The organism is Sphingobacterium lactis (genome assembly GCF_051951495.1).
GTDB classification, from domain to species: Bacteria; Bacteroidota; Bacteroidia; order Sphingobacteriales; family Sphingobacteriaceae; genus Sphingobacterium; species Sphingobacterium lactis_A.
Genome location: NZ_JBNHAS010000004.1, coordinates 44366 through 59662, shown reverse-complemented (window position 1 = coordinate 59662; position 15297 = coordinate 44366). Strand labels below are relative to the sequence as shown.

The 15297-nt window shown below is 39.1% G+C and carries 10 protein-coding genes; 7 read left to right on the top strand and 3 right to left on the bottom strand.

Going from position 1 to position 15297, the window contains the following annotated elements; translation table 11 throughout:
* The first annotated feature begins 40 nt into the window (after positions 1-40).
* The 5 genes from ACP6L2_RS14410 (at position 41) to ACP6L2_RS14390 (ending at position 5538) form a co-directional block, all read left to right on the top strand.
* Positions 41-601, top strand: a complete 561-nt coding sequence (locus ACP6L2_RS14410; protein WP_440510033.1) for an RNA polymerase sigma factor — start codon at positions 41-43, stop codon at positions 599-601.
* Positions 594-1862, top strand: a complete 1269-nt coding sequence (locus ACP6L2_RS14405) for a carboxypeptidase-like regulatory domain-containing protein (protein ID WP_440510032.1) — start codon at positions 594-596, stop codon at positions 1860-1862. Before ACP6L2_RS14410 ends, ACP6L2_RS14405 begins: the two co-directional genes overlap by 8 nt.
* A 453-nt stretch (positions 1863-2315) precedes the next feature.
* Positions 2316-2852, top strand: coding sequence for a Sec-independent protein translocase subunit TatA/TatB (locus ACP6L2_RS14400; protein ID WP_440510031.1), 537 nt, complete (start codon positions 2316-2318; stop codon positions 2850-2852).
* Between the two features lie 67 nt (positions 2853-2919).
* Positions 2920-5154, top strand: coding sequence for a Tex family protein (locus tag ACP6L2_RS14395; protein WP_440510030.1), 2235 nt, complete (start codon positions 2920-2922; stop codon positions 5152-5154).
* Between the two features lie 84 nt (positions 5155-5238).
* The gene (locus ACP6L2_RS14390; protein WP_440510029.1) at positions 5239-5538 is read left to right on the top strand and encodes a hypothetical protein; all 300 of its coding nucleotides are present in this window, start codon (positions 5239-5241) and stop codon (positions 5536-5538) included.
* On the opposite strand, the gene ACP6L2_RS14385 is transcribed toward ACP6L2_RS14390, so the two are convergent.
* Positions 5525-9889 carry a translocation/assembly module TamB domain-containing protein gene (locus ACP6L2_RS14385; protein WP_440510213.1) on the bottom strand — a complete coding sequence of 1455 codons (4365 nt, stop codon included), beginning with the start codon at positions 9887-9889 and terminating at the stop codon, positions 5525-5527. The genes ACP6L2_RS14390 and ACP6L2_RS14385 overlap by 14 nt on opposite strands.
* Before the next feature lie 94 nt (positions 9890-9983).
* Between ACP6L2_RS14385 and tsaD the strand changes: the two genes are divergently transcribed.
* Complete coding sequence (gene tsaD / locus ACP6L2_RS14380; protein WP_440510028.1) at positions 9984-10985, top strand: tRNA (adenosine(37)-N6)-threonylcarbamoyltransferase complex transferase subunit TsaD; 1002 nt, start codon at positions 9984-9986, stop codon at positions 10983-10985.
* A 77-nt stretch (positions 10986-11062) separates the two neighbouring features.
* Complete coding sequence (locus ACP6L2_RS14375; protein WP_440510027.1) at positions 11063-12439, top strand: MATE family efflux transporter; 1377 nt, start codon at positions 11063-11065, stop codon at positions 12437-12439.
* Between the two features lie 92 nt (positions 12440-12531).
* On the opposite strand, the gene ACP6L2_RS14370 is transcribed toward ACP6L2_RS14375, so the two are convergent.
* Both ACP6L2_RS14370 and ACP6L2_RS14365 read right to left on the bottom strand, forming a co-directional pair.
* The gene (locus tag ACP6L2_RS14370; RefSeq protein WP_440510026.1) at positions 12532-13932 is read right to left on the bottom strand and encodes a dihydrolipoamide acetyltransferase family protein; all 1401 of its coding nucleotides are present in this window, start codon (positions 13930-13932) and stop codon (positions 12532-12534) included.
* A gap of 108 nt (positions 13933-14040) precedes the next feature.
* A complete protein-coding gene (locus ACP6L2_RS14365; protein ID WP_440510025.1) occupies positions 14041-15291 on the bottom strand; it encodes a competence/damage-inducible protein A in 1251 nt (416 codons plus the stop codon).
* Positions 15292-15297: the final 6 nt, after the last annotated feature.

The window sequence follows — 15297 nt, the reverse complement described above, 5'->3', positions numbered from 1 at the left end:
AAAAAAAATTATTTTTCAGCCATAATTAAGCCGTTACAATTTGTCTAAGCAAACCAATCATACTGACGACGAACTCCTCCAAGCCTACTTGGAGACTGGTGATCTTATACATTTGGGTGGTCTCTTTCAACGGCACAGCGAGATGCTCTATTATGTTTGTTTAAGGTATTTTAAGGAGCCTGAGCGTAGCAAAGACGCTGTGATGCACATCTTCGAAGAACTCATTGAAAAAGTCAAGAAACAAACGATACAGGATTTTCCCAGGTGGTTATATGTTGTTGGCAAGAACCATTGTTTGATGGCCCTTCGTTCTGCAAAAAATAAGGTTGAAATTGTTACAGATGATTTTGTGGAATTTGGAGTAAACCTGCATCAGGAGGAAAACTATTCGGAGAAAGAGGAACAATTGAGTCGCATGGAGCGTTGTTTAGACGGATTAATGGAAAAGCAAAGACAGAGTATTCAGCTATTCTTCATCGAACAGAAATGTTATAAGGAAGTAGCAGATTTGACAGGCTTTAGTTTGAATGATGTAAAGAGTTATATTCAGAACGGAAAGCGAAATCTGAAAATCTGCATGGAAAGGAGCAATCATGAATAATCATTTTGATATCGCTTATTTACGGAAATATGTCAACGGGGAATTAAGTCCTTCGGAGATGTATGCCATAGAAAAAGCCTCTCATCAAGATGAGTTGTTGATGGATTTAATCCTTGGATTGGAAGCAGAGAAGGAATTAGATTCTGAACTGGATCAAAAAGACTTGGACAGCGCTATATACGATCGTACGCATCCTCAGAAAGTCATCAATTTCAATAAATACCGTTGGTTATCCATTGCAGCTACTATATTACTGGCCTTTGGTATCGGTATGATCTGGTACATGAATCGGGAACAATCTACGATTAAGTATGAAGATAGTATTGCACATACCGACATGGCGTCTCCCGCTGACACGACGGTCAATGTAGCTCCAATAGACAGCATAATTGATGAACCTATTGAGGAGCAGCGCATAGCTTTCCATAACCCGAATGCCAAGAACAGACGCACATCGGAGGAGGCAGTAGTCGAAATTCAACGACCTACATTAAGATTACCATCCGTTCCTTCGGGAAACCAGGTGTCTACGGACTCCTTTGGAGCAAAAAAAGCCAAGGAAGAAAAAGCAGATAATAACTACATCGCTCAAAACAAAATGCAGGATTATTACTCAGAGAATATGGCGTTGCACGAAAGGTCTTTAAAAATTCGTGGCAACAATGATATGAAGGGGAATATTATCATAGGATCTGCACCACTGTCCTCAGCTCAAGATAAAAAGACAATAGCTACTGGACGCGTATTAGATCAAAACTCCGGAAGGCCATTGGCGCATGTCACTGTCAGAGACATCAAAACTAATGAGGTAACAGTTACAGATTCCTCCGGTCAATACATCATGCCTTTATCTTCCAAAAACCAAGAATTGGAGATCTTATCCCTAGGTTATGAAACAAAACGTATCATCGCCAGCAACAATAAAATCGTACAATTACAACCAGAAATGGGCATGGTTGAAGAAGTGACCGTAGTTGGTTATGGTGGTAAAAGCAGTCGATTTAAATCGGAACCACTTGCTGGCTGGACAGCATACAAGAAATACTTAAAGGACCAAACGGCACAATCTCTAGCTGGAAAAGGTACAGTTACCCTTGTGTTTGATATCTCCTCCTTTGGTCGACCATTTGACTTTAAGGTAAAGAAAAGCAGCAACCCAGAATTGAACCAAAAAGCAATTCAGATTATCCAAAATGGACCAGATTGGCAACTCGGCAATGATGGCAAGAAAGTAGAAATTAAGGTGGAGTTTGAGGGGTAGACCGCTACGCTGTTAGATGTGAGATGTTAGATGTGAGATAGAAAGGGTGTAAGAAATTAGAGTTATGCGGGCGATGCATGCATCGCCCCTACAAACAATCCTGATTTTAATATCCCTAAGCACAATAACTGTAGGGTCGAAGCATGCTTCGACCGTTATCCAGTATTCAATATCCAATAAATTAACTATTTCTGGCCTACATAGTTTGAAGTTCACTCAGCTAGCTTCGTGATGACGTGGTCTTGTGGGTGGGAAGAGAGACTCTTCGCGTTGCTCTGAGTTGTAAATGGATTCCTTTCTAATGATACTTAACTTCTAACAGCGTAGCGATCTCATATCTCATATCTATTAGCGAAGCGGTCTCCACCCCTTGTTACGAAATAATTACAGTTAATTATTGTTGAAAAAAAATAATAGGCTTACCTTAGCATATTAAATAAAAGAAGAGAAGCGATGAATTTAGCGTTTATGAATATTGGTACTCAAGAGATGGTTGTTATTATCTTGGTAGCATTATTACTATTTGGAGGGAAGAAATTACCGGAGTTGGCGAGAGGTTTAGGCAAGGGGATTCGTGAGTTTAAAGATGCATCTGAAGGCATCAAACGCGAGATTTCAGATCAGATTAATAATTTTGAGAAGGAGATTGATGATGTGAAGGCGGATATAGAAAAAGAACCGGAAAGCAATAATTCCACTTCCGTAAACCCTACAGAAAGTTATGCAAATAACGCACAAGAGTCGGAAGAGAATGAAAACACTGAGGTAAAAGAAAAGAAAACGCCACAGTTTTCTGCACCTTCTGGTACTTATGAGCATCAGCCTTATAGAACTCCAACAGAAGAAGATTATTACAGCTATGGTTACAAAGACCATTTTGATAATAACGAACAAGTTGCCAATGATGCAGACCAAACTACATCATCAACTGAAGGACAATCTACAGAAGAACATGCTTCGAAAGAAGATCATGGAACTAAAAACGCCTAATAAATAATTTTTAAAAATATTATTAAGCTGTTGATGAATAGTCAACAGCTTATTTTTTCTATTGAGTATGATTACATCCCACGAATTAATTGTATCGCAGGAATTAGCTATCAGCGAAAAACAGGTGCACAGCACTTTAGCCTTATTGGATGAGGGAGCTACCATTCCTTTTATTGCGCGTTATCGGAAAGAAGTGACGGGCAGCTTAGATGAGGTTCAGATTGCGGCAATTCGAGATCGTGTACAGCAATTACGCGAATTGGATAAGCGCAAAGAAGCGATATTAAAATCCATTACGGAGCAGGGTAAATTAACACCTGCCCTAGAGGAGCAAGTGAAAACTGCAGAGACGATGGCTGTACTGGAGGACATATACCTCCCTTACAAACCAAAACGCCGTACTCGTGCTTCCATGGCTAGAGAGAAAGGCCTTCAGCCATTGGCGGATGTTTTATTGGCACAGGATAAAGTTGATGTTGAAATCGCTGCTGCCGATTACATTGATGAAGAAAAGGGAGTAAACAATCTGGAAGAAGCATTAGCAGGTGCTCGTGATATTATTGCTGAGCAGATTGCTGAGGATGGCGAGGTGAGAGCACATACCAGAAAGGTCATCTTAGAAAAAGGGAAATTTGTTTCTCGTGTAGTACCTGGAAAAGAAGAAGCCGCTTTGAAATATAAGGATTATTTTGAGTGGTCTGAATCATTGAAAGATGCACCTTCTCACCGTGTTTTAGCTATGCGCCGCGGGGAGAAAGAGGAATTGTTATACTTGGATGTTGATGTAGAGGAAACTGCGGTATTACCTGGGATTGCCAAGCAATTCATCAAAGCTAAAAATGACTCATCAGATCAGGTAGAGTTGGCACTTCAAGACAGCTACAAGCGATTATTGAAACCTTCCATGGAAACTGAAGTTCGTGTGTTGACACGTCAGCGCGCCGATGTGGAAGCTATTAAGGTATTTGCAGACAATGTACGTCAATTATTATTGGCAGCACCACTTGGCCAAAAGAGATTACTGGCTATTGACCCTGGATTTAGAACAGGTTGTAAAACGGTGGTTTTAGATGCTCAGGGTAATTTGTTAGAGAATACAGCTATCTTCCCGCACAATGGAGCAGGTGGATTAGCAGAAGCGGAGAAAACAGTGAAGCATTTGGTATCAAAATATGATATTGAGGCTATCGCGATTGGGAATGGAACTGCAGGTCGAGAGACTGAAGATTTTGTTCGCAAATTGAAGTTAGCGGATGTGACGGTAGTTATGGTGAATGAGAGTGGTGCTTCCATTTATTCTGCATCAGAAACTGCTCGTGAGGAGTTTCCTGATTATGATGTTACCGTGCGTGGTGCTGTATCTATTGGCCGTCGATTAATGGATCCATTGGCAGAATTGGTGAAGATAGATCCTAAATCCATTGGTGTAGGACAATATCAGCACGATGTTGATCAGAATAAATTGCAATCGGCCCTAGATGATACCGTTATTTCATGTGTGAATGCTGTTGGTGTAGAATTAAATACAGCGTCTAAACAAATTCTAGCTTATATATCGGGTTTAGGTCCTGCCCTAGCTCAACAAATCGTTAATTATCGTAAAGAAAACGGCCCATTCAAATCCCGTAGGGAATTGAAAAAGGTTCCTCGGTTAGGGGACAAGGCATTTGAACAAGCAGCAGGATTCTTACGTATTCGTCATGGAGAGCATCCTTTAGATGCTTCAGCTGTACACCCTGAGCGCTATGCTTTGGTTGAACAAATGGCAAAAGACTTGAATGTCACTATCCCTGAATTGATAAAAGATGAAGCTTTACGGAAGAAAGTAAATCTTCAAAAATATACTTCTGAGGAAGTTGGTCTACCTACTTTAAATGATATTTTGAATGAATTAGCCAAACCTGGATTAGATCCTAGGGAGAAATTTGAAAGCTTTTCCTTTACAGAAGGTGTAAATAGCATTTCGGATCTAAAGGTTGGTATGAAATTACCGGGTATCGTTACGAACATTACTAATTTCGGTGCTTTCGTGGATATTGGTGTTCATCAAGATGGATTGGTGCACTTAAGCCAATTGGCAAATCATTATGTTTCAGATCCACATGAGGTGGTAAAAGTTCAACAGCAAGTGATGGTTCAAGTTACTGAAATTGATGAACGAAGAAACCGCATCGGCCTAACCATGAAAACTGAGGATAAGGGTCCAAGAAAACGATCTGAAAAAAGAGATCATCGAGAAAACAAAGCGCCAGAAACAGATATGGCAAGTAAACTTGCAGCATTAGCAAGTAAATTCAAATAAGAGATCAAGGCTGGATTAATCACAATCCAGCCTTTTTTAATAATCCTTTCGAGTTAATCTATTTTTATTGCTGTATTTTTGAGGATGACACTAGCAGAATTTACAACACATATTCAACAAGAGCGACAACCAGAACCAACATGGTCTGTTCAATTACAATCCCTTTGGTATGATGCTAAAGGCGATTGGAAGAAGGCTCATGATTTGGTCGATCAACTTTCTGATTTATCATCAGCAAATGTGCATGCTTATTTACATCGGGTTGAAGGCGATTTATGGAATGCTCGGTATTGGTATAATCGAGCTAAAAAACCTGAATTTAAAGGAAACCTAGAAGAGGAATGGAAAGAATTGGCGATTGCCTTCCTATCTAAAAAGGATTAAGATCATTCTTTACAGAGTCTTGTTTAGGAAGAGTAACAGCCTGAACAGTATCCCGCTTTGTTTTGAAGGTCCACATTCTTCTCCAGAACTCTCCAAGTGTATTGAATTCCTGACGGTAAACAAGGCCCACAGCATTGATATAATCATCCGTAGGTGTGAACAGTATGTTACGGGTATTTAGTCTATTGTAGGCTCTAAAAACAAGGCTACCGTCCCTCCTCACCTTATAGGTTAATTCTGCATCGGTAGCAACCTGATTCGAGAAGAAAGTTAAATCTGTCGTTTGTATATTTCTTCGATCAACAATCCCTCCTGTTAGAACCAGTCGATCATTAAAGAATCGGAAAGATGCTGAAGCATCGTTAAAAGACTTGATATTGAAGTCCAGAAAGTTGATGTTTAAGGATTGGGCTAAAATATTATTCAATTGATTGAAGGCAATTTCTGTACCTGCAGATAAGAGGGTATTATTCACTTCTTTTCCTACATCATTATTCGATGATCCAGCCGAGAAACTACGGCGGATAATCAAACTTAATGCTTGTTGATTGACGTTATTGGCATCGGATAAATAGGCTTGTAATTCATCCTTCACATAAGGATTCTGCGGAAAGTTCAGATCAAAAGTAACATCAGGTTGACTCAATGTACCTTTGATAATCATATCCGCCTGCGCTAATACGCGTTCATCTTGGCCTGCTCTACCTGCTGCGTTATAAAGATCTCCGATACTTGTCCGCTGTTGATACAAGGCTACCATGTTAATGTTTGCTCCTTCAGGAGATCCCGTCCAACGGATAGTACCACCTTGCTTGATGTCAAAGTATTTATTAATGAAATCCTGTGCTGTAAAATGGAATTTACCAGAATTGACCACGTAGTCACCAAACATTTCAAAGTCACCCAAACTGGAGATCTTCAAAGATATCTCACCATTACCATTTCCTTTCAAAGTACCTAGATCGGTTTGTAGATTGACTTCAGCATCTGGGGTTAACTCCAAGTCCATATTCATGGTCATCCCCTTTAAGAAATAACGATTGGCATTCTCTTTATTCTCGGAGGAATCCTTACTTACGAAGTATATAAAGTCACTATCAGAAATGGTCATTGCCGTATTAAAAGGAATACTGATGCTGGTATTCTTTTCTGATTTTGCCTTAATATCGATATCGATAGCCGAAGTTTGTCCTTTGAAGGCAAAGGTTCCTGTCGCGAAAGCAGTACCATAATAGATGTTATTATCCTTGTAGGTGGTATTAAGGATCATTACATCATTTGCTGCAACCTGCACATCAATATAAGGATTGCTTAGGTTATTCAGATCAATATTTCCTGCAGCAGTAGCTTGATGCCCTTGAGCATCACTGAAACTTAAATTCTGAAGACGGATAATGTTATTATCCACAATTGCCGTTTGGTTCTGAAACACATATGCAGTCTTCAGGTAATTGACAACAAAAGATGCCGAAGGTATTTTCGCCAAACCATTAAAGGATGGATTCTTTAGTGTACCACCAATATTGATATCAGCATTTATTCTACCTTGTAAATTAGATGCTAAATTGCGCACGAATGGTTGTAATAAGATCAACTCTGTTTCGTTTAATTTACCTTTTAAGTTCAGTTCTTGATCACCCTCTCCAACCATATAGGTTCCCTTAAGCACTAAGCCTCTTTGGAGTTCATCTAATAACTGCAAATCAATATTCGCAATCTTCTGTTCTGGAACAAAGTCAGCTAATAATTTAAGATTACCTATCGGAATCTGGTTATACACCAAAGGCGTGGTATTAACATTGGCTGATAAGTAAGGTTTCTTAAAAATGGAGTGTAATTCTATATTTCCATTTAACTCACCACTCAACTGTATTCCCATTGGGCTTAAGATGCTTTCTAGGGATTTAAGATTAAAGTGATTGAATGCAACTTCCAATTTATCATCTTCATTGGAGAGTACGCCGTTGAAAGTTACTCTTTGTTTCTCTTGGCTGGCTATTAAATTTTGAAGATAAAACTTCCCTTTTGAAACACGCATTTCAGCATCGGTGTTGAAGGTCCAAGGTTCCCGATTAAGGATAATTTTTGATTGAGTAAACTTAATATATGCTGGTAAGTTATGTGCAAAGTGAATATTCCCATTTAAACGCATGTAGTTAGGATCGGTCTCATGCGCACCATTGACAGAAAAGATCAAACTGTCATTCGATAGGATATTTTTTATTTCAATATTATCAACGAATAGGCTATCACTGAAGATAAGTTTATCTGCATTCAGGTTCAAGGAAAAGGCATGTTCATCGGCATTCTCTTGAATTTTAATATTCTGAAGATTAAATCCTTTGTACTTGACAAATGGACTAAATGCATTGAAACTTGCCGTATAATCTTCAGAGGAGAAATGTGCTTCCAAGCTAGCTCCATCTTCCAAGGTTAAATTAGGATCAAGGAAGGCAGATACTGGTTCAAATGACTTAAGGTCAACCTTTAGGTCAAATATCTGCGGATTGTATGGTTCAAGGGGTAAACCAATAGCTGGAGCATACCGCATAGCCAAGGCTTTGAAATAAGGAACAATAGTATTCAAATCAATAACCCCTTTCATTTCTCCATCCACAACATTGGATTTCAAATTGAATTGCCTATCCTTCTCATTCCCTTGAGCAGAGAAATAAACATCTTTAATATTGAACTCTCCTTTGGAGCTACTCATGGAGATTTGATCACTGTATAGATCTCCATTAAGGTCATTCAAGTTATTTCCTTTTAACTGGGTGTGGATACTGGTATTGTAAATGAGGATACTATCCTTTTTGACAATGCCCATCCTTTTGAAATTGATTTTCTCAATATCAGCATAGACATCGTAAAAAGTTTCTGGCTCTTGGAAATTGATGGATGATTCATAGCTCAGCCGGATATTCTTGTCTTTGATATCGCCAATCAATTCCACTAGTTTATCCTTGAATTGGGCATTGACAAATACACTGTCATATTGATAATCGCCTAATTGAAATTGTTTTAAATCACCTGCAGCGTCCAATTGCAACTCTTCTAATTCAAGACCTTTACCATTGAATTCAAAGTTAAATCCTGTCCTTTTAAGCGTATTATTGTTTAGGAGATTACCCAGTTGGAATTCAGAAGAAGCGACATTTCCTTCATAGGCAATTCCATTCTGTATATTGATTTTGCTCGTTGATTTTAAATTCCCTAAAGCAGTGGTAAAATCACCGTTTACATCAAACAAATTGTATAGACCATGGAAAGTACCTTTAAAATCAATATTTCCAAATTTGTGGAGTTGCTCTGGAAGTTTGAAAGTAGCTTTATTTGCCAATTGAGGAACCAAAACTTCTACATCTTGAGCAGAACTTCTTAGACTCTGTAATTGAAAATCAAAGATTGTTTTATTGATATAAGGTAGTCCGGTAATACTGAAATCACCAACAAGCTCTGTCTCCTTCCCTGTTTTAAGGTGAGCTGTAGTTGCCCGCAATTTACTTACTGTCCCATCTACCTTTGCTTGTAGAACCTGCGCTTTGAATTTGACATATTTAAGCTCTGGCGCAAAGTATTCAATGTCCTTAGAGTCAACGAAGGTATTCTCTAATGTACTTTCAATTTGAATTTTATCAATAAAATCCGAGAAGTCTTCAAAGTCATCATAAGAGAATTTCAAATAACGCCCCATTTTGGAATTATTGGTAATAATCTTTAAGCGGTCAAATTCCATGGCCTTATCACCAACAAAAGCTTCAGCAGATAATTCCTTTAGGTGAAAACCTGATTTGTCTTTTAAAGTGAACTTCTCAATATCCGCCTGAAGACTGCTACTATCCTGTTTGATATTCTTAAATTTCCCTGAAATATTCGTTAGGTCCAAATCTCCAAAATCAACACCTTTAGGATGGTACTTTTGGCTATGATTGTAAACTTTAAAATGATTGTTAATCAAGGTTACATTATGGAGTTTCAACTCCATTTCTTTCTTCTTTTTCTTTTCGTCTGTTTTCTTAGGACTGAAGTAATCTACCAAGAACTTAAAGTTGGAACTGTCTTTATAGAAATGTAAATCAGCATAAGCTTCTTCCAAACTAAGCTCTTCAATGGTTATTTTATTTTGGAAGATTTTACGAAGTTTCAGGTCAGCATGCAATTCCTTGGCATGCATAAGGGGTTTACCTGATTGATCAGACAGTTTGAAACCTGTCAATGTCAATTCAGAGAAAGGCTTGAGGTAAATATGGTCCAGCTCTACCTTGGCATTCAATTCTTTGGAGAGATAGGAGGCAACTCGTTTAGAAACCAATGTTTGTACAGCTGGAAATTGAAGGGAAAAAACGGCGATTGTCAGCAGAGCAAGAATGCTAAGCAGGCATATAGACGTTATTTTAAGTATTTTTTTGATACTTTTGTACTTTATTTAAATTACTTCCTTCATCATGGCCATCATCCTTGGAATAGAATCATCTTGTGACGAAACTTCGGCCTCTATCTGTATAGATGGCGAAATTAAGGCAAATATTATTGCTGGACAAGCAGTTCATGCGAAATACGGAGGGGTGGTTCCAGAGTTAGCTTCTAGAGCCCATCAGCAAAACATCATTCCCACAGTGGATCAAGCTATTGCTGAGGCAAAAATACATAAAAATGAGATAGATGCAGTAGCCTTTACACGTGGACCTGGACTTTTAGGTTCTTTATTGGTTGGCACATCCTTCTCCAAGTCCTTTGCGTTGGCATTGGATATTCCATTGATTGAAGTAAATCACATGCAAGCGCATATCCTAGCGCATTTTATTGAAGATCCAAAACCTCAATTCCCATTCTTGTGTCTAACCGTATCTGGTGGTCATACGCAAATAGTATTGGTCAAAAATTACTTTGAAATGGAATTATTGGGAGAAACTTTAGATGATGCTGCAGGTGAAGCATTCGATAAGACCGCCAAAATATTAGATCTCCCCTATCCAGGAGGACCTTTGGTAGACAAACATGCTAAACTTGGTAATCCGGATGCTTTTAAACTTCCAGAACCTCAAATTCCAGATTTAAACTTTAGTTTCTCGGGTCTTAAGACAGCCATTCTTTATTTGGTTCAAGCGGAATTGAAAATGAATCCTAATTTCCTGACCGAGCGGATTGATGATCTTTGTGCTTCCGTTCAAAGCCGTATTGTTTCAATTTTACTCAATAAATTGAAGAAGGCAGCTAAGGAAACAGGCGTCAAAGAGATTGCCATAGCCGGTGGAGTTTCTGCTAATTCCGGATTAAGAGAATCATTAATCGAGATGGGAAAACGCTATAAATGGAATGTCTACATCCCTAAATTTGAATACTGCACAGACAATGCAGCTATGATCGCAATTGCCGGATACCAAAAGTTCTTAAACAAAGATTTTGTTGGTCAAGACATTGCGCCATTAGCAAGAATGCCTGTATAAATACACGAAAAGTTAACTTGAATCAGACATTTTTTGCAGTTTAAACTTTGTACATTTGTCGGCTCAAGTCAATTTTTATGTTCAATTTCTACAAATCCAACAAGATTTATTACCTCAGCAGCATGGCCCTTGCAGGTCCCGTGGTGATATCCCAATTGGGACATACCCTCGTGCAAACTGCCGATACAATTATTGTTGGTCAATTTGCAGGAACTATTTCTTTAGCTGCTGTTTCCTTAGTCCATTCCGTCTTTATGGTGGTATTGGTTATCGGGTTAGGTATTGCCTTCGGATTAACTCCACTAATTGCACAAGAGAATGGCCGTTCCAATTATCAAGAATGTGCCAAACTACTTTCCAATAGCTTTTGGTTAAATATTATTTCGGCCATTATCTTGTTTCTAGCGGTTTACTACGGATCCATGTATGCCATGCAGCATGCTGATCAAGATCCTGAAGTAGTTAAAACAGCTAAACCCTATCTACTGATATTAAGTCTTTCCATTCTTCCTTTAATGGTATTCAACACCTTCAAGCAATTTGCTGAAGGCTTAGGCTTTACCAAACAAGCCATGAATATCACCATCTGGGGTAATGTATTGAATGTCGTTCTAGCAATAATCCTTGTAAAGGGAATGTTTGGTATTGAACCTATGGGTGTACGTGGAGTGGGTATTGCCACCTTGATTGACAGGATATTGATGATGGCCGTCATGGCTTGGTACGTCTTATCGTCTAAGAATTTCAAACGCTATATTCAACATTTCTCTATTCGATTCATTGACTTCAGCCGAATTAAGCAGGTATTGAAGATAGGAGCTCCGGTAGCTATGCAATTTGTCTTTGAAATTGGTGCTTTTGCAGGCGCTGCATTAATTGCAGGTAAGATTGGTGCTACAGAACAAGCTGCACACCAAACGGCCATTACACTGGCTGCAATGACGTATATGATGGCAAGTGGCATTGCCTCTGCTGCGACCATTAAAATCGGTAATAGCTTTGGTAATAAAAACTACTTTAGGTTGCAGAAATTCGCAACGGTTTCCTATCATTTGGTTATTGTCTTTATGTTGATCTGTGCCTTGATATTTGCGGTATTTAATCAATACCTACCTTATATTATTTCAAAGGACTTAACGGTGATTGCAATGGCGGCTCCATTGTTAATCATAGCAGGAATGTTCCAATTATTTGACGGAACCCAAGTAGTAGGATTAGGTGTTTTAAGGGGCATGGGCGATGTGAATATTCCTACCTTTATTACCTTCTTTGCCTATTGGGTAGTTGGATTACCAGTGGCTTATTACCTAGGAATCGAGTTACAGATAGGCGTAAAAGGGATATGGTATGGCTTAACCTTAGGGCTATTGACATCTTCCGTCCTACTCTTCTTGCGATATCGCTATATGATTCAAAAGAAACTAATCACCCAAGTGGATCTATCCTTACACTAGTATAAAACATAAAAAAGCTGTATCAGAACGATACAGCTTTTTTTAGGGATTAGGCATTCTTATTTGGATTACCTTATATTTTCTATTTTGAATTAGATGGTTCGATCAACATCCCAATTCTCTAAATAATCTGCTACACGACGGATAAAACTGCCACCTAAAGCACCATCAATTACACGGTGATCATAAGACATGGAGATATACATCATGTGTCTAACAGCAATTACATCACCAAATTCAGTCTCCAATACAGCAGGCTTCTTTTTAATAGTTCCTACAGCCATTATAGCTGCCTGTGGCTGATTGATGATTGGCATACCGAATATATTTCCAAATGCCCCAATATTCGTAAAGGTGAAAGTACCACCTTGGGTATCATCTGGTTTTAATTTATTACCTCGAGCACGAACTGCTAGATCATTTACTGAACGAGATATTCCGGTTAGACTTAACTGGTCCACATTCTTGATCACAGGTACAATCAGGTTGCCACTAGGAAGTGCCGCAGCCATACCAATGTTGATGTTTTTCTTTTTGATGATGTTGTATCCATCAACTGAAACATTGATCATTGGGAAGTCCTTGATAGCTTTTGCAATGGCTTCTATGATAAGTGGTGTAAAGGTGATATTCTCTCCTTCAGCTTTCTTATAAGCATCTTTTACTTTATTTCTCCAGTTCACCAAATTGGTTACATCAGCTTCGACCACCGAGAATACATGTGGAGAAGTAGAAACAGAATGAACCATATGATCTGCAATTAAGCGACGCATGCGATCCATTTCTATTATTTCATCAGAACCTGAGCTCTTCACTACTTGTACTGGAGCTGTTGTAGTCTTTGCTGTGTTCTCTGTAGAAGTAGCGGCAGGAGCAGATGTAGAAACTTGATTTTGTCCAGTTGATGGCGAACCACCCTGACGATACTGAATATAATTCAAAACGTCTTGCTTGGTTACACGACCTTCGGCACCAGTACCCGGAATAGCATCTAACTCGGATTGAGAAATCCCTTCCTCTTGGGCGATATTACGTACGAGCGGTGAATAAAAACGAATACCTGAATGAATATCATTCGGCTCATGATTTGTTTCTATTGGACGTTCTGCAATCTGCGAAATACCAGGGATCTGTTCTTCTGTTGAGGATTCTTCTATAACCTCTTCAACCTCATTTGTTGGCTCTGCCTCTTCTTTCGGTTGTGGTTCTGTAACTTCGGTCGTATGGTTTGCGGCTGGACTTGAATCCTCACCTTCAATCTCGATCAAGGCTATTACTTCACCAACTTGAATGACCTGATTCTCGTCAAACAATCTTTCTTTTAATATACCCCGAACAGGCGAAGGAACTTCAGAGTCAACCTTATCTGTAGCAATTTCTGCAACAGCATCATCTTCGTCAATCTGATCTCCAATTTGTTTAACCCATTTGGTCAACGTAGCTTCTGATACGCTTTCTCCCATCTTGGGAAGGATAAGTTCATATATAGCCATCTATTTTTTATTTGGATTGTAAGACCACTAAGTTAATTATTAAAACTCGAATCACAAGGAAACAAAATTTAATAGTTTGATTATTTTATTGGGAAAAATATAATTCGGTTAATCTTGATTCTCTTGGCGATATAAATTCCATAACATCAATAAGGCCTGATTTGTAGCTCTTTCAATATTGATTAATCGATCTCCATGGAATTGAAACAGCTTCGTTTGCACAGAATTCTTGCCTGCTACTGCTACCCAAATCATTCCTACCGGCTTCTCAACAGTACCTCCTCCTGGACCAGCAATACCACTCGTAGCAACAGCATAACTTGTATGCAATCGCTCCTGTGCACCTTTAGCCATCTGAACGACCGTTTCTTCGCTTACTGCTCCATGCTCCTTTAAAGTCTCCTCAGATACGCCCAATTGGGCAACTTTAACTTCATTAGCATAGGATACAATAGCACCTAAAAACATCTCACTAGCTCCGGAAATCTCCGTAATCAGTCTAGCAATATTTCCACCCGTACAACTCTCTGCTGTAGCTAAAGTACAATTATGTTTCACAAAATTACGCACAATGACTTCTTCAAAGCTCAGGTCTTCAGTCGCAATAACAGCCGAACCAATACGATCAATTAATCGCTGCTGTAAGTCATCAGCAGTTCTGTTTAATTCTTCCAGATCTTTTCCACTAAGCGTTAATCGCAATCGCACCATCCCGATCTTTGGCAAGTAGGCCAAATGCGCTGAACTTGGAAAGGAATCTTCTATATCGGAAATGCTTTCTGCCAAATGCGACTCTCCAATACCCACGGTCAAAATATATCTCAGTACCAGTTTTTCAGCACTGTGAAAAGCTTTCAACTTAGGAATTGCGCGATGTTGCATCAGATTCTTCATCTCGTAAGGAACCCCAGGCAAGAATATAAAAACTTGTTCTCCTCGCTGCACCCACATACCGGGAGCTGTCCCCCAATCGTTGAACAGGACTTCTGCATTTGCTAAGATAGAAGCTTGACCATAATTCATATCTGGCATGGTTCTATTGAACCGCGCAAATATTTGCTTTACATGGTCTAAAACTTTTTCATTATGCACTAATTCGGTCTGAAAGAACTTAGCAGCAGTCGCCTTCGTCACATCATCACGAGTAGGCCCAAGACCTCCGGTGCATATTATCACATCGGCACGTTGACTAGCCTCTGTTAAAGCCTGTAAAATATGTGCTTCGGAATCTGTAATGGAGGTAATCTGCTGAACATGGATCTGCAAGTCAAATAACTGCTGACCCAACCATGCCGAGTTGGTATCAACTACTTGTCCTAGCAGGATTTCATCACCAATGGTAATAATCTCAGCTTTCATAGTAGA